15 protein-coding genes are annotated in these 16,699 nt (G+C 45.2%); 5 read left to right on the top strand and 10 right to left on the bottom strand.

Features of this window, described 5'->3' with window-relative positions:
- Nucleotides 1-84 precede the first annotated feature (84 nt).
- Genes NST47_RS25190 through NST47_RS25200 form a run of 3 tightly spaced genes read right to left on the bottom strand, consistent with a single transcriptional unit; the run spans nt 85 to nt 4,000 of the window.
- Entirely contained in the window at nt 85-1,032 is a 948-nt protein-coding gene (locus NST47_RS25190; protein WP_341157581.1) for a polyprenyl synthetase family protein, read from the bottom strand.
- Nucleotides 1,029-1,673 (bottom strand): response regulator transcription factor, encoded by a 645-nt coding sequence (locus tag NST47_RS25195; protein ID WP_341157582.1) that lies wholly within the window; start codon nt 1,671-1,673, stop codon nt 1,029-1,031. The genes NST47_RS25190 and NST47_RS25195 overlap by 4 nt, the downstream gene beginning before the upstream one ends.
- Entirely contained in the window at nt 1,670-4,000 is a 2,331-nt protein-coding gene (locus NST47_RS25200; RefSeq protein ID WP_341157583.1) for an ATP-binding protein, read from the bottom strand. The genes NST47_RS25195 and NST47_RS25200 overlap by 4 nt, the downstream gene beginning before the upstream one ends.
- Before the next feature lie 75 nt (nt 4,001-4,075).
- Here NST47_RS25200 and NST47_RS25205 point away from each other — a divergent pair, with 75 nt between their 5' ends.
- Both NST47_RS25205 and NST47_RS25210 read left to right on the top strand, forming a co-directional pair.
- Nucleotides 4,076-4,273, top strand: a complete 198-nt coding sequence (locus tag NST47_RS25205; protein WP_341157584.1) for a hypothetical protein — start codon at nt 4,076-4,078, stop codon at nt 4,271-4,273.
- Nucleotides 4,274-4,497: 224 nt separating this feature from the next.
- A complete protein-coding gene (locus tag NST47_RS25210; RefSeq protein WP_341157585.1) occupies nt 4,498-4,680 on the top strand; it encodes a sporulation histidine kinase inhibitor Sda in 183 nt (60 codons plus the stop codon).
- On the opposite strand, the gene NST47_RS25215 is transcribed toward NST47_RS25210, so the two are convergent.
- Nucleotides 4,668-5,813: a type I phosphomannose isomerase catalytic subunit gene (locus NST47_RS25215; RefSeq protein ID WP_341157586.1), complete on the bottom strand. Its 1,146-nt coding sequence runs from the start codon at nt 5,811-5,813 to the stop codon at nt 4,668-4,670. The two genes, NST47_RS25210 and NST47_RS25215, sit on opposite strands and share 13 nt — an antisense overlap.
- A 238-nt stretch (nt 5,814-6,051) precedes the next feature.
- Here NST47_RS25215 and NST47_RS25220 point away from each other — a divergent pair, with 238 nt between their 5' ends.
- On the top strand, nt 6,052-7,101 hold the full coding sequence (locus tag NST47_RS25220; protein ID WP_341157587.1) for an SGNH/GDSL hydrolase family protein: 1,050 nt from the start codon (nt 6,052-6,054) through the stop codon (nt 7,099-7,101).
- Between the two features lie 24 nt (nt 7,102-7,125).
- On the opposite strand, the gene NST47_RS25225 is transcribed toward NST47_RS25220, so the two are convergent.
- Together NST47_RS25225 and NST47_RS25230 are read right to left on the bottom strand one after the other, a co-directional pair.
- Nucleotides 7,126-8,247, bottom strand: a complete 1,122-nt coding sequence (locus tag NST47_RS25225) for an AbrB family transcriptional regulator (RefSeq protein WP_341157588.1) — start codon at nt 8,245-8,247, stop codon at nt 7,126-7,128.
- 180 nt (nt 8,248-8,427) lie between these two features.
- A complete protein-coding gene (locus NST47_RS25230; protein ID WP_240416845.1) occupies nt 8,428-9,714 on the bottom strand; it encodes a Gfo/Idh/MocA family oxidoreductase in 1,287 nt (428 codons plus the stop codon).
- 136 nt (nt 9,715-9,850) lie between these two features.
- On the opposite strand from NST47_RS25230, the gene NST47_RS25235 reads away from it, so the two are divergent.
- Together NST47_RS25235 and NST47_RS25240 are read left to right on the top strand one after the other, a co-directional pair.
- Nucleotides 9,851-10,711 carry an AraC family transcriptional regulator gene (locus tag NST47_RS25235; protein ID WP_341157589.1) on the top strand — a complete coding sequence of 287 codons (861 nt, stop codon included), beginning with the start codon at nt 9,851-9,853 and terminating at the stop codon, nt 10,709-10,711.
- Nucleotides 10,712-10,854: 143 nt separating this feature from the next.
- Nucleotides 10,855-11,367 carry a PadR family transcriptional regulator gene (locus tag NST47_RS25240; protein ID WP_341157590.1) on the top strand — a complete coding sequence of 171 codons (513 nt, stop codon included), beginning with the start codon at nt 10,855-10,857 and terminating at the stop codon, nt 11,365-11,367.
- A 52-nt stretch (nt 11,368-11,419) separates the two neighbouring features.
- Here NST47_RS25240 and NST47_RS25245 read toward each other — a convergent pair whose 3' ends face one another.
- From NST47_RS25245 to efeO, 4 genes are all read right to left on the bottom strand, one after another.
- The gene (locus NST47_RS25245; protein WP_240416842.1) at nt 11,420-12,535 is read right to left on the bottom strand and encodes an aminopeptidase; all 1,116 of its coding nucleotides are present in this window, start codon (nt 12,533-12,535) and stop codon (nt 11,420-11,422) included.
- Between the two features lie 156 nt (nt 12,536-12,691).
- Nucleotides 12,692-14,476: an FTR1 family iron permease gene (locus tag NST47_RS25250; RefSeq protein ID WP_341157591.1), complete on the bottom strand. Its 1,785-nt coding sequence runs from the start codon at nt 14,474-14,476 to the stop codon at nt 12,692-12,694.
- 19 nt (nt 14,477-14,495) lie between these two features.
- A complete protein-coding gene (efeB, locus tag NST47_RS25255; RefSeq protein ID WP_341157592.1) occupies nt 14,496-15,812 on the bottom strand; it encodes an iron uptake transporter deferrochelatase/peroxidase subunit in 1,317 nt (438 codons plus the stop codon).
- A 5-nt stretch (nt 15,813-15,817) separates the two neighbouring features.
- Entirely contained in the window at nt 15,818-16,669 is an 852-nt protein-coding gene (gene efeO / locus NST47_RS25260) for an iron uptake system protein EfeO (protein ID WP_341157593.1), read from the bottom strand.
- Between the last annotated feature and the right edge of the window lie 30 nt (nt 16,670-16,699).

Below are 16,699 nucleotides of genomic sequence, written 5' to 3' on the forward strand. Positions count from 1 at the left end.
TCTGTATTGGAAAAAAAGCTGTGTTCTCCCTACTATCATAACAAGAAATAGCAGACTCTCCAAATTGTATGGAACCAGCTCCGTTTATCCGACCTTCCGGGTAAGCTTGCCAAACGTAATACCCTTGAATTGTTCCTTCCACGAAGTGATACCAGGCAAGGATTCGAACAGATGGTTCACTTGATCCATGTGTAAAGACTGTATAATTCTGCAGTACTCAATACATCCTGAATCCTCAATATATTGGATGCACTCTCGTTTACGGATCACAAATTGATCATAGGTAAGCTGACCCTTATAATACTGCTGTATATAGGGGAAGTTGTCATCCTTTTCCATGAGTAAAAACAAAATTGGCAAAGTACGTTTCTTTTGCAGCAAATCGTTTTTCACATCAAACCGGAGCACGTCCCGAATGTCATTGTCGAGCTGTGAAATCATCCCGATATAATTGGCAAGCTGATCCATCGTGTCCATCGTTCGTTGATCCAGATCCGGAATCAGCAAATATCCCATCGAGCATGCAAAGCGCAGCAGCGAACCCGATTTTTTCTCAATCATGGTCAAGTAATCACGTTCGGATGAAATGCTGTCATTCAAATCAATTTGCTGCCCATTAATAGACTGCGACAATATAACTCCCAGCTTCGCCATCAAGGATGAACCTGCTTGTCCATGGCTCTCTTGTAAGGTGCTTATCTCGGTCATAAAAGCAAACAGGAATGCCAAAATTCCATTCAACGTATAAGCGGTGGAGCATACGATCCAGGGCTTGCCCTTGTTGTCACCATCCTGTAAATCATCAATGATATCGAAGGATAGCAGGATGATTTCCGTCATGGCTGCAGCAAGATCAATATGAGATGAATCTCCACCCAGCATATAATGTGTATATCGCGTAATATTAGACCATTGAGCGTTTTCAGCCGCTTTATCCTGAATAAAAGCTTTCATTAACTCATTTAAATCGGGCTCCGTAACGTACTTGTCCACAATCCGCTGCATCTCTTCAACAATTCGTGGCTCTATCATAAATCATCTCTCCCGTCCTTGTAATATTTACTTCGGATGAATGCTTCAATGGCCTCAACCCTCGTCTTCACCCCCAGTTTCCCGTAAATTTTTCTTTGATAATTATCCACCGATCGTTTGCTGATATGAATTTGCGCTGCTATCTGTTCAAGAGTAGTCCCCTTAATAATTAACATCATGATGAGTACTTCTTCATCGGTCAGCTCTGCAGTGGACGGTACTGTGCTGCCCTTAAACGTTTGTAAAACCGAACGCGGCATCACGATATAATCATCCAAAATACATCCAATTATGTGCTGTATCGTTGCATGCCGAGTGCCTTTGGAAATCACTCCGCTTACTTGAAGCTCCAGAAAAACGTCGGTCAAAGCTGACACATCCACACCGGTAAAAAAGACGATATGCGTCTTTGGGTAGGAGGCTTTGATTTGTGCTGCAATGTCCGTTCCCATGTGATCCGGAAGCTGGTAATCCAGAAAAACCAAATCAGGACGGTATTTCTCCACAAGCTCCAGACATGACTGCCCATTGCTGGCTATACCTACGACCTCTACCCCTTCAATCTGTTCCAGAAGTTCTTTGGTAGCTTGAGCCATTAAAGGATGATCGTCTGTGACAATTGCTTTTTTTATCTGCATCATGCCGATAAGCCTTCTTTCATTGGAATGGAAACAAACAATCGCATACCTTTGCCTCTACTCGATTCAAGCTCATACTCTCCATTTAAGGATAAGATCCGACTTTTGATTTGCTCAATACCTGTCCCGGAAGATCCGATTTCTCTCACCAAAGCCAGACTTGACTCAAATCCCACTCCGTCATCCACATAAGTCAGTTGTAGCAGGCTCTTGTGATCGACAAGATCAATCAGAACCTGATCAGCTTGTGAATGCTTCTTGGCATTGTTAATCAATTCCTGCACCATCCGGAAAATGTGACGCTTCGTCTCCAAATCTCTCATTTCGATAACATTGGCCAGACCTGCGTTAAACTTTAACTCAAAAGGAGCGATCGCCGCTTCCATCTCTATCAATTGCTCTATGGTCCGGACAAGTCCGATTTCTTTAATCAAATAAGGATGCAGTTCAAAGCAGCTTTGACGCAGATTGCTGTTAATCACATCAATGTAATCGATGATACTGATCATTTGGGTTTTATCCTGTTTTGTTAAAGCATACTTCTCAAGCAGCAGATGCAGTCGTTCTTTCAGAAAAAATAAATCCTGCATCGTTGTATCATGAAGATCGGTTGCAATGCGAACACGTTCCTTTTCCTGCAGCTCGAACATCAATTTACGAAACCATATAAAGTCATTGCCAGCCTGTTCATTAGGAATTTGCGATGCCAGCTCCTCCACCTTCCCCGTGAGCTTGCGTATTAAGTGTACATTTTCCAGACTGACAGCGAGATAAGTGATGATTAACTGCAGCCATTGCTTTTCCTCTACGCCGAGAAAAGCTGTTGTCCGCTTCTCTGTCAGAACAAAGTAGCTGGTATATTCTTCCTGATGGTTGATCTTATAAATAGTTAAAGAAGGAGGCAACGCCTTCTCTCCATTCAAGTAGCTCTCAATTTCCGAGACATTAATACTTCCTTCTTTAATGATTTCCAAGGAATCCTTATATTGAAAAACAATCGCACCCCCAAATACCTGCAAAGTATTGACGATATCCACCAGAATAATATCTTTAAATTCCCGAAAGCTCGTGATGGAGCCGAGATTTTTGGCAATTTTTTTCAGAGCGGATTGCAAATAATATTTGCGCGGAAATAGAATCGGCTCGAGTTTGGCAAACATATTTTCCAGCGAATACAACACAAAAGTAAGGATGGCAACGAACAGAACAAACATCAGCAGCAGTCTTATAAAGGCAGCCTCGGCAGGGAAGAGCACCTTGATCATGACGACAAAGATACCGCTTGGAACCGTCGCAATCAGGGCCGTAAGGAGTACGCGCCGCAGCACAACGTCAATATCGTACAGCTTGGTCGTTACGACCAAATAAGCTAGCGTAATCGGGAAAAAGAAAACGAAAATGCCTGCATAAAGTGAGTTCATCCAACCGTAACCATACAAATAATTAGGAATAAAGGAAAAACAGACGATCGGCGTGAAGGAAACGAATATCGATGCCCATACCGTTTTGATCATGGTTGATATGTAGCTTTGCTCTTTACGATACTTGAGATACAGTTTGAATAAAATAGAAAGGGCTAATACAAAACCAAACAAAAAGTACAAAACGCAAAAAATCGAGTTAAAGCGGTAGATGTCATAGGTTAAAGGTGATGGCCAAAAATAAGTGATTTGTGAAATCAAGGCAATTCCTGCTGTAACGACTGTATACATTTTTTTCAGCAATTTAATCGATAATTGATAATCCTGCTTTTCCTTCAAAAAGACTACAAAAAAATGAAGAAACAGGATAGGTACCAGCATAATGAACAGGAACATCATGATCTTGCCCATTCCGTCCCCCCTGATCGAAGCACCAAGCGCCATGAATGCCCCGCTCATATCAAGCAATACCAGCGTTAAATACCGGGCAGAAGGTGAATTTCGCTTTTTTTTCAGCAGCAGCAGCGAGCCGAGTAAGCTGAGGGCAGCCAATGTTACCGCCAGCGCATCATAATCGGTAAAATTACGCTCTCCTCTGAACGAAACCTCGAACTCCCTTCCGTTCCGTGTTGCAAGAACATGATCAGCCTGATCCAGTGAGTGCCACTTGATCACAGAAGGAAATTCTAACGGATCTCGGCCATTAACCTGTACAATAACATCGCCGATCTGCAGCCCTGCTTTCATAGCAATATTTCTCTCATTGATCGTACTTACGTACCAGGACCCTTCTTGATTCAATTTCACTCCAGCTCCAACGACTGGGTACTGTGTACTAACATATAAGAACCAAATTTGGGTCGAAACCAGCAAAATTAGAACAAATTTGAAAAGCAATCGTTCTTTCATCCTAAAACCTCTTTCTTTTTCGATAATTTGTGATATAAAGGATATATAGGTTTATTTGGAAGGTGAGGTGATAATATGCAAAATAAAACTATTTCCGCTGAACTGTATGCAGCCGCCAAAAGTCTTAAGCAATTGGATACCGAAACGCTTCAAGCTCGTCTGAATGACCGCAGCTACCTGGACTCCCTTGGTTTGTCTGACGAAGAAGAAAAAGCTCTGATAAACGTATTTTTAAACAATAATAACACAGACAATGTCGCAGATTGGGAGTAATACTCACAAATACAATATTTTACCAACAATTAGAGAGAATGTATATAAGAAACAGTTGTTTCTTAATATATATTCTCTCTTTTTTTGTCGAAGACTGCAACAGGTTGCAACTAAAGTCTGCCTTCCATCGCACTACAAATGTGCTGATGTTAATGAGATTTCATTATATGATAGATATATGATGAAAGTACATATATTGGAAATATAGGAAAGAGGGCATAATGATGAGAACGTTAAGTGATATTGTGTTAATTGAGTGTTATCTGGATTCATTGGAACTGGATCTCGATAATGATTTTATTGAGCTTCTAATGACTGAAATGAAAGATCGAAATATAGAGATTCCTTCCTTACAATCGGAATTTTGTATATTCAATATATCTGGCAATTACCTTCAATCCGTATGAAGTTGCTCCGTATGGGTCACTAATAGAGCTTGAGGCGGAAAGCATCTCAGTAAATGAAGCATGACTCCATCCGTACGTTCACAGCGTAGTTCTTCAAGTCCTGCAGGTAAGAAAATTTGATCACCTTGTTTAACCTGTATTCGACCGTATTTCCAAACCAGATTGCCTGCACCTGCAGCGACGACAAGTATGGAGAAGCTGCCCTGCTGCCCCAATACACAAGAAGTTGGGATTTCCACAGAGCTCAGCGCAAAATAACGGGTATCCTCATAACTAATCAACGAGCTCTCTGTGAATCCCTTTGATTCATGAACAAGCTTTGGCTGTAAGCGAAAAGCAGCGGCAACCTCTTCCTCTGTATATACATCATAATGAAAACAATCGAACATCCGATCAAAACCGATGCCTTGATGACACATAAACTCAGCAATTTCTCTACCGCTTGGTGTCATACGTTCTACACGAATCGTATAGTCTGTTGGTTCCTGAATTTCAAGCAAGAAACAACCTGAACCGATTGCATGAGGCATTCCGCCTTCCACTATAAAAACCTGTCCCGGTTCCACTTTTATTTTATTCAGTGATTGCAGCATGCCTTCAATATCCTGATCCCAAAATAGCTGCTCCCACTTTTCACGAGTCATTCCCGGCTTAAAGCCGTAAAGTATATAAGGATCTTCTCCATTGATAACTCTTCCACCCAGGATATACCATGCCTCTGTCTTGCCAAAAGCGGATTGAAAGAGCTTCTGCGCAGCTCGACGGTCAGGATGCACCTGAATGGTCAAACGTTCAGATGAATCCAGAGCTTTGACAAGTACACCCAATTGGCCGCCGTACACTTGGGCATGACGTTCTCCTAAAAATAATACAGGCTGCGCCTCTACAAGTTCCTTCAAAGATATAGGGGCCTCACCGTCAACCTCAACCCAGCTTAAACCTTCCACTTTATCTTCTCGTCCCGCATTACGTGCCTGAACGACTGACGCTATCCATTCTTCAGGAAAAGAGTTATCCTGTGGCGATTCGATACCCTGCCAAGCCTCGATCAGCTTACCTCCGTAATAGGTTCTCCACACACGATTAGACAACAGCTTCAACGGTTTTTGGCTTAAAGCAGATGATTGCGGCATATCGATTCCAGCCTCATTTCTGTTATTTGTATCCTACAAGTATAGCACAACCAAAATCACTAGATATGTGGTCTCACCCATGTTTCTTTCGCTTACTGTAAATTATACCTTTTTTGGACGATTATAGGTAAGTTTATTTGTCGAATTCTGCTTTTTTAATATCTTATATTTTTATGATAAACATAGTAATATTAAAGATGTAATTTAAACTGTTAAATTCATAGATTAGGGTGATCATATGATTGTTAACGATTTGGAATTTCACAATGTCGCCGAGCTGGAGCAAGCTCATGGAGTCTCTGGAATTCTTTTACAGCGCTTTCCACAAAAGGTCAGATACGCGCTGGGAACGGAAGCCCGCCCCAACGGTCGTTATGTAGCGGAGCAGTCGACAGGCTGCGAAATACGATTTGTGACGGAAGCCCGTATACTGAGAGTGGTGTTGACCGCAACGCTGGGTGAAGGGGATATCGTCATCTACAACGGGGATTATGTCCATTCCGTACACAGATTGGTGCCGGGACGTGTACATACGCTGCAGCTCGAAAAGCATGCCCGATTTGGGGAGGTTCACAAGCAGGCATTGGAGACGGGACGCTTCTCCTCGGATGTATGGAGGATCGGAATCAGTCGCAATTATGAAGCGGGAATTGGATTTCAAGTGGCATTTCATCATTTGGAAACGTTCGGGCACGCTTATCGGCCTCCGCATGCACATGAGCTTCCAAGTCAAACCATGTTAGCTTACGGTTCTTCCATTACGCATGGCTCTGGTGCAACCGTGCATCACAATGCTTACATTCAGCAGACCGCCCGACGACTCGGCTATGATCTATTGAACAAAGGCTTGGGCGGCTCCTGCCTGTGCGAAGCAGAGATCGCTGATTTTCTGGCTGAGCAACCAGCATGGGATATCGCTGTATTGGAGCTTGGCGTCAACATGAGAGAACTCTTCACAACAGAGGAATTCACTTCCCGTGCGCGGTATCTAATCAATCAAATAGTGACCAAAAACATCGGAAAACCGGTGTTCCTGATCACCTTATTTCCTAACTCATCGGATCATCTGGTCAGTGAGAATAACCCTTTAACGAATGCCAATAAACAATTCTCTCAGGCTATACGCGATCTTCACCGTGAATTTGCTCTGCCCCATCTACATTTGATTGAAGGCCATGAGGTTCTGAATGATTTTAGCGCTCTTGCTGCTGACCTGATTCATCCCTCTGATTTCGGTCATATCATCATGGGTGAACGACTGGCACAACGCATCTCCGAGAAACTGTAGTTGTATGTATGTTCACTTTAGCTATTAACTTTCTCCTGTACGCGGATCTGGATTGGGATTGCGGCGAAAGCGGCGGAATCCCCACTTTAACAAATAAGGCACAACGAATAAAATAAATAATATGCGAAACATTTGATAGGCTACCACCAAAGACACGTTAGCTCCTACAAGTGTTGCGGTAACACCCATCTCCGTCATTCCGCCTGGGGACGTACCCAAAAAGGCAGTCATGACGGAAATGGGCAGCAATGAACTAAACACAACGGACAGCCCCAAGGAAAATGCCACGATGGCAACACTCCCCATAATCGAATAAGGAAGTAGTTTACGCCAATTCCCCAGACTGCTGAGCTTAATCCCCAGTCCCAAATAAATACCGAGACTCCATTGAGCCAAAATGATAAGTAACGAAGGTAAATGCGGTGGTTCATACCCGGCAATCGTGAACAATGAGGCAGCCAGGATAGGACCCAGAAAATAAGGCGTCGGAAATCTCAACCTCACGGCAATCCAGACGGAAGCCATGACGCATAGCAATAAGATAACACTGAATAGCGGTCTTGTTGTAATAGCCTGCGCGGCTGCCAGGATGGAACTAATAATCGTATCTGCAGATCCATTCACTTGTCCAGCAGGTCCACCTTGAACAGCTTCGTTCGCCAAGCCATGCACTGCCAAAAAAGGCACGGTAAAAATAACAGTCAGCAGCCGAATCGTTTGCATAAATGCCACAACAGCTAAATCTGCTCCTTCAATTTCTTCACTTAATACGACCATCTGCGACAGACCGCCAGGGATGCTGCCAATCGCACTGCTTTCGAAACTAACATTCGTTTGCCGGGCTGTCCGTGCGGCAACGATCAGACTGAATACAATTGTTGTAATTGTTGCAACCAGCATTGACGGCAGCTGAGTCGATATTTGCAGGGCACTTTCTATCGTAAATGAAAGTCCCATACTATAACCAAGTAAAGCCAAACCCATATTTCGAAGTTTTCCAGGCCAAGCCAGACTGCGGCGCGCTAGTGCTGTCCAAAGCAGAACAGCCGTCAATGGTCCCAGCATCCAGCTGAGCGGTACATGCAACCAGGTGAACAACAGGCCGCCTGCAAAGGTGACCATTATCGTTTCTGCGATTTGTTTCATAGCGACTCCTCTTTTCTTGTTGCCGTGTTAAAGCCGTGCTTTCCATTATAACAAATGAGTGAGGACTAGACTTTAATTTTACGAATATTTCTCAATTACTCATAAGGATGTACCTATGTATAAAACTAAAAACCAAGCTTTCAGGCAGATGCCTGTCCACTTGGTCTTTTATGGAATATATTAAAACTGTACCAGCTCGGAAACCTTAACCGGCAATCCCGTCTTGATCGAGCGATTACCCGCGATTCCAGTCAGGATGGACATTGCACCGTCTACGTGCGAAGCCGCGCGGTTGAAGCGGTCATGATCCGGTTTACCGAACAGATCGTTCAGCAGCACAGGATCACCGCCACCATGTCCACCTTTGCTTTCTGCTACATGAACTTCGTAAGGAGCGTCAAACATTGGGTAAACGGTAATTTTCTTACCTTTTACTGCGCCTTCCAAAGCCTGATCGCCGCCTGAATTTACATAAGAGGCTTCAACAACCTCCATTTCGATCCGGCCCTTCGTACCATTAAAGTTAACACGGAAGCCTTCCCAAGGGGAGTAGGCAAACAGATTATAGGTAAGAATCGCATTGCTGCGGTATTTCACCATAACACCCATCGTGTCTTCTATATTGATGCCATCACCGAATACGCTCTGGTCACGGAAATATCCATCTTCTTTTTCCGCATCGAGGTACATGGCCTTCAGCTGCTCATTCTCTTCCAAATGAAGAGCAAATGGATCGTTCTTGGCATTGGCACTGCCGTGTGCACGGGAATAGAACTCGGTAACTCCACGCTTCTCGGCATTTTCGCGACCATAGAACATCAGATCTCCCAGTGCATATACCGTTGCAGGCTGCGTACCCAGCCAGAAGTTAACCAGATCAAAATGGTGTGTCGACTTGTGAACGAGCAAACCACCACTATTACGTTTGTCACGGTGCCAACGACGGAAATAATCCGCGCCATGCTTCGTGTTCAGCATCCATTCAAAATGCACACTCGTTACGTCGCCGATAGCTCCATCCATTATCAACTCACGGATTTTCGTGTTGTGCGGTGAGTACCGGTAGTTAAAGGTTACACGAAGGTTTTGCCCCGTTCTCTTGATCGCATCCAAAATCTCCTGACATTTCACTTCGTCGACCGTCATCGGTTTTTCGGAAATGACGTCACAGCCAAGCTCCATAGCGCGGATAATATAAGTATGGTGAGTTCGGTCAACCGTTGTTACGATAACAATATCCGGTTTCACCTCTTCAATCATACGATCAAAATCCTCTGATTTGTATGTTGGCAGCGGACCTACGCCAAAGGGTGCAATTTTGGCATTGGCATAATCCATCCGGGTTTGATTCACATCGCAAAAAGCGACGAGATCGGAAGTTTCTTTAAAATTCTCAACAATAGCTGTGTAGAAAAAAGCGGCGCGCCCACCTGTACCCACAAGCGCATATCTTTTACGTGCTGACATCTGTATTTCCTCCCTTGTCTGTGCTATTGTGAGTATAGCGCAATAAATACATGAAAACAGCACGAAAATTGCTTACATTTCATTTTTTCAACTTATATTGTTATTACTTTAGTTAAGAAAGTGGGTGGCCTTCATCATGACGGTTCCTAACAATCAAAAACCTTTCATTCATACAGAAAAGGATCTTTTTTATCTGGATCATAATATACGAATCGGCCCTTACACAATGGCCCAAAATCATGCCCATAATTCTTACGAGATTTACTATCTGCGCTCAGGGGAACGGTATTATTTTATTAAAGACCGTTCTTACCACGTCCGCAAGGGAGATATCGTACTCATCCAGCCCAATGTGCTGCATAAAACGATGCAGGCTGAATTTCCCAACCATGAGCGGTTTTTGATCAATTTTCGCGAGGACTTTATCCATGGCATTCACCAGCAAATTGTACCTGATTTGCTCCGTATCTTTGATGAGCAGCCTGTGATTCATCCGAATCCAAGGGAACTGGCCATGATGGAGTCCATTATTGAAAAAATGATGCGAGAACAAAAGCTTGCAGAACCCGGAGCTGCGGGTTATAACAAGCTGCTGCTAAGCGAGCTGCTGCTCCTGTTGTATCGTCATGCCGAGCAAACCGGCAGTACCAGCCAACCGGCCGAGCATCCGACCACACTTCACCGTAAAGTATCCGATATTGTCAAATATATTAACGAGCATTTTCGCGAGCCATTAAGTCTGAAGGCACTTGCCGAGCATTTTCATATTTCCTCTTATTACCTGTGCCGCATTTATAAAGAAGTGACAGGCTTCACTGTTATTGAGTATGTGAATCAGCTGCGGGTACAGGAAGCACAAAAGCTGCTGAAAACGACTCGGTATTCGGTCACAGGTATTACTGAAAAGGTCGGCTTCGAGAGCAGTACGCATTTTGGACGCATATTCAAATCGTTGTGTGGACTATCACCGCTTCAGTACCGGAAATGGAATGGATAAGCGCTACTCAGTTGGTCATGCAGGTAGGCTTTCTCCCTTCTTATTCATCCTGATTTGTGGTAAAATAACACTGATATAGTCACATGTAACTAATTAACTTCTATTGTTGAATGAATGAATGAACTCAAAGAGGTGTCTTGCGAATGGACGAGCGTGAATTGCTTGTTCTGGGATTGTTAATGACCCAGAGCCAGCATGGTTATAAAATCAATGAATTTATCGAGAACAATCTGGGTCGCGTATCCGACATGAAAAAAGCAACAGCTTATTCCATACTGAAACGGCTAAATCAGAAGGGATATGTCGATGTTACCATAGAGCAAGAGGGCAATCGTCCTCCGCGGCAAATCTATACCATTACATCAAGCGGTGAGGAACAATTCAAGCTGCTGCTGAGGGCAACCTTGTCCGGCTTGGATAATGTGACTCCTTCCGGTGATATCGGCCTTATGTTCATTGATCATCTGAGTACTCAGGAGGCTATTGAGCTCATGGAGCTTAAATTGCAAAAGGTTGAGCAATTAATTACGAGCTTATCTGCTGTGCCTCGGCATGGACAACGTACGGGAATCGATTTATCGATCAAACATCGAATCACCTTACTTGAATCAGAAAAATCATGGTTATCCAATCTTATCATTGAAATGAACAAGTAAAGAAACCCCTCCTTCGTAAATATAATTTACACAAAGGAGAGGTTTTTTTGAATTATATCAGATTTTCCGGATTCAGCTGTTCCAGCTCGGGAATCACAAACCGGCCATCCTTACGGATCAGCACATCGTCAAAATAAATTTCGCCGCCTCCAAACTCGGGACGCTGAATCAATACCATATCCCAATGTACCGAGGAACGGTTCGTATTGTCTGCATCCTCATAAGCATTGCCCGGTGTAAAGTGGATGCTGCCATCGATCTTCTCATCGAACAAAATATCCTTCATCGGCTGCTTGATGTACGGATTAACCCCAATTGCAAACTCTCCAATATAGCGCGCACCCTCATCTGTATCCAGAATCTCATTGAGCCGTTTGGTGTTGTTGCTGGATGCTTCAACAATCTTGCCGTTTTCAAAACGCAGCTGTACATTCTCGAATGAAGTACCCGTGTAAATCGTCGGTGTGTTATAAGTAATGACCCCATTAACCGAATTTTTAACTGGAGCGGTGAATACCTCTCCATCAGGGATATTGTGTGTGCCAGCACATGGAATTGCCGGAATATCTTTAATGGAAAAGCTCAAATCGGTTCCTTGTGCAACCAGGCGGACCTTATCCGTGCGGTTCATCAGCGCAACGAGCGACTCCATAGCCAGTGCCATTTTGCTATAATCGAGATTGCACACCTGGAAGTAAAAGTCCTCAAAGGCTTCGGTGCTCGTATTGGACAGCTGGGCCATCGAAGCGTTAGGGTAGCGCATCACGCACCATTTGGTATGATTGACACGCTGCTCGACGACCGGACGCTGATATTCCTGAACGTACAGCTTCATTTTATCTTCGGGCACGTCAGAAGTTTCTGTGATATTGTCACCGCTGCGTATCGCAAGATAAGCCTGCATCCGTTTCATCCTGGCAAGCTCCAGATCACGAAGTGTATGGTACTGCTCTTTCGTGCCCCCCAGCATTAAGCTTCGGGTCACAGCAGGGTCGCGAAGCTCGATAAAAGGATGCCCGCCCGCCGCGTATACTTCCTCAATCAGACACTTGGTTAGCTCCTGATCGTTCACTCCGATCATTTCGATCAGTATATGTTCACCCGGCTGCAAGCTCACGGAATAACGAATTAAATTGTTCGCAAATATTTTCAGTCGTGGATCTCTCATTCCAGCCTCACTCCTTGTTATGTACTTACTTCTAATCTAATGTAACCAATTTCCGGCCAAACATCAACCTTCCCATATGCATATCAAGGATGCCTGCTGCAAAACAGCAAAGCATCCTTGAATACATCCGAATCGATATCAGCAAGCCGTTTAATTTCAGACCGTACTTTTCTTTTTGATTTCCGTGCGAATCATTTGCAGGGCTACAACCAATAAGATGAACAATTGAGTCAATGTGGTTTCCCAGGTCGGGTACAGCCCCAGCCAGGTCCAGGTTGGAAGAACGGGTGATGAGTGTGCCGACAGCTGCCCTGCTACCTGAAGGGAATGGATGCTTTGACCGAGAAATTTAAATACCAGGTAATAAATAAGCAGCGTAGCAGCCAGGAAGAAAGGACGAATCGGCAGCTTTACGCTTCCTTTTATCATGATAAATCCGAGTACGATCAGCACAACCAATGCGCCACCAATCCCTGTGATCAGCTGTAAAGGTTCAATAGAAGGCGCAATTCCGATATAAAAGATCGTCGTTTCTGCACCTTCCCTTAATATAGCCAGCCCCGCTACCAGAAACAGCGACCACAGGCTGCCACTGGCAAGCGCCAAGCCCATCTTTTGATGTATATATTGATTCCAGGCCTGCACCTTTGATTTGCCGTGAAGCCAGGCTCCAACGGTCAACATCATGAGGACGGACAATAACCCTGTGTAGCCTTCTATCATTTCACGAGTCGTACCCGCTGATACACTAGCCAGAGCATAGGTAAGAACTACTGCCAAAATCCCGCTCAAAATAAGACCTGTGGCGGCTCCTCCCCATACCCATTTGGTTTTGTCAGGATTGCCTGAACGGTTCAAGAAGGCAACCAAGGCAGCCAGTACCAATAGAGCCTCCACACCTTCCCGCAACAAGATCAATGCTGCATCCCAAGCCGTGTATGCCGATGCAACCAGGTAAGGCTCCAGCTCTTTCACCATGGAAACAATAACGGATGCAGCCTGATCGGCTTTGGGCGGTACCGATAACAAATAGCCCGAAGCCTCGGTCATTTGATTTTCGATTCGGGTATACGTTTCAGGAGAACGCGTCAGCACTGCTCCTTCCACAGAAGGCCATAATCGAATGAACGCCTGCATGTTCTCACCAGCTGCAGCATATTGCGCTTCATGTATCGCCTCCTGGGCTTGATTAAGAAGCCGCTGAGCGTCTGCAACCGATCGTGATCCGGTATCAACACGAGTTGGCGTCACTTTCCCGTTCGAATAGTCTTCTATCGTCTTGGCTAGTTCAGTGATGCTTGCAACCGCAGCTTCCATCCGAGGCGGCTCCGCCTGGAGCGATATTCGGGTCATACTGGATTGGGTTTCAATGTCACTGTAGACGGCTGCATTATCAGAACGAATAAGATTCTCTGCCTTTAACCATTGGCTGTTAAATCGCTTATAGTCACTTTGGGCCTTTTGCAGCTGATTGTGCTGAAGTGCATCCAGGCTTTGCTGGAGGATGGGCAGCAACGATTTGGCAGCTGATTTGCCATCGCCTTTACTGACATTCTTTTCCTGCGAAGCCACATAGGCTTCAGTAGCTTTAGTTAGCTTGGAAAAAGCCTGATAAACAAGCTCCGGCTTGCCATCTGCCTCACCTATTGCCTGCTTGACAACCGCCAAGGCGTCGGTTACATTGCGAACAAGCTCGGAATCAGGCAGGTTCAACGCCTTCCACTTCGTCTCGAACTCGCCCAGCTCTCCAGCAGCCTGCTTCCAATCCTTTTGACCGGCGTGGACTAAAGCTCCTCCTGTTAAGGGAAGTAAATCTTTAATTGCAGACTCTTCTGCTGCTGCAGCCAAGCTGCGCCCTCCTACCGAAAGCAGCAATAAGAGCGAAACCGCCACGAACAGTACAACAACCTTCCTAGATACAAACTCTTGAACCTTACTCATAACTGCCCCCTCTACGAATTTATCCTTCGAACAGCGCTTGACCTAAATACCCGCTTTCCTGAACTCCGGTAAAGCAAGCAAAAACAGCACTGCCGACGTGTGTGATATATTCGTTCAATTTATCCTGCATAGCCAGCCGCTGCTGAATGGGAATAAATTGTTTGGAAAGGTCGCGTTGGTAACTAATAAAAAAAAGCCCAGCATCCAATTGACCTGTTTGATGGTCAATACCACTGGAGTAGGAATAAGAGCGACGCAAAATTTTTTCTTTCCCATCGAAGTTCGCCAGCCTGACATGTGAGGTCATCGGAATTTGCGGCTGTCCATCGGCTCCCTTGGCATCTAATTGCAGAGGATCAAATTCATGCTTGCCTCCGAGCGGAGCTCCGGAATCCCGGTAGCGGCCAAATGTCGCCTCCTGATCACCAAGCGTAGAACGGTCCCATACCTCGATGCGCATACGGATGCGTCTCACAGCCATATAGCTGCCGCCTGCCATCCAGCTGGGCCCATCTGAAGACTGCGTCCAGATGAGCTCGTTCATTAATTGTTTATTATTCACATCCGGATTGCCAGTCCCATCTTTGAAGCCAAGCAAATTTCTCGGGGTATCGTTCGGGTTACCGGCTGCTCCAGTCCTTTGAAATCCCTCTTGCGTCCAGCGCAATACAGCTTTACCTCTGGCGATACGAGTAAGATTACGAATAGCATGAAAAGCGACCTGAAGATCGTCGGAACAGACCTGCACGCCAATGTCTCCCCCACACCATTCCTTGCGAAGATTATCCCCTTTGAACCGCGGCAAATCTGCAAGTCCGTCCGGTTTTTTGGAGGATAATCCAAAACGGGAATCAAAAAAAGAAGGGCTCACCCCAAAAGTAATCGTCGTTTTTGAAGCACTTAAGCCTACAGCCTCCCCTGTGTCCGCAGGAGGATGCTTGGGATTCGTGTTCTCTGTTCCGACCGGCTCTCCCGAACACATCAGCGCAGAGGCAGACGTCCAGGCCTTGAACAGCTCAACTACCTCAGCTAACTGGGTAGTGCTTAAATCAAATGAAGCAAAACATAGAAAGTTTTGCGAAGCGGTAAGTATGCCCGCTTGATTCGTACCATAAAAAGGGATACGATCACTAGCCTCGTTAGTCGTCCCAACTCGTGAACTGAATCCCTTTTGCGTTCCGGCTAATACGCCTCCGATACCGACCGATCCGATCAGGAGGCCCATTCCCCCTACGCCAGCCATCTTCAGCATGTCCCGCCGGGAAATCGGCGTTCCCTTCTTTCCCCGGTCCACGCTGCCTTCTGAATCCCCTTGCTTTTTATTGCTATCGTCCATACCTGTTAAGCCCCCAGCTTTTTACCCATATTGGATAAAGGTTCAGCTAAAGAATCCACGGCCTGACTGAGTTTTTTCGTTTGCTCCGGCTTCAGCTCATCATACAGCATATATCCATTGCCCTTCTTATATGCAGCAAGCTCAGTGGTCAGTGCGGTAAAACGGCTCTCAATCGTTTGGACCAGGGTGGCATCCTTCTTTGTAAGCTCCGGCTTCAACAGCTCGAATATTTTGGCAGCACCTTCTACATTAGCAGCAAAATCATACAAATCCGTGCGGGAGTATCGTTCTTCCTCACCAGTTACTTTGGTCGATGATACCTCATTTAGCAGCTCTACAGCTCCGGTCAATAAAATGTTCGGGTCAATCTCTACAGTCTCTACTTTGGCACGAAGCAGCTTGCTGTCACTTAAGAGAGTATCGGCAAAGGATTCCATTCCCTTGGTCGTCTTGTCTACCCACAAGCTCTTCTCGATGCGGTGATAGCCCTTCCAGTCCTTGTCATCAACATCACCTTCACGTGCATCAATATTCGGGTCCAAATCGCCAAAGGATTCGGCTATAGGCTCAATCCGCTCGTAAAACATACGCGCTGGCGCATACAGCTCCTGACTTTTCTTCATATCCCCAGCTTTCACTGCGGTTACAAATTCTGTAGTTGCTTTGACGAAGGCATCCGATTGCTCAATAACATATTTGCGGTATTGCTCCACTTCTTTTTTCAATTCTACACTCTCACCAGACTTACCCGTTTCTGTGTTGGAGACAGGTTGAACACTAGTGGTATTGGCGCTGCATCCTGAAAATAATAGTGATGAGCAAAGAACGGCTGCTGTAATGACATTACGAGTCTGCATGAGAAAGGACACTCCCTATAATTTATAATA

This window comes from Paenibacillus sp. FSL H8-0034 (genome assembly GCF_038000305.1).
GTDB lineage: Bacteria > Bacillota > Bacilli > Paenibacillales > NBRC-103111 > Paenibacillus_S.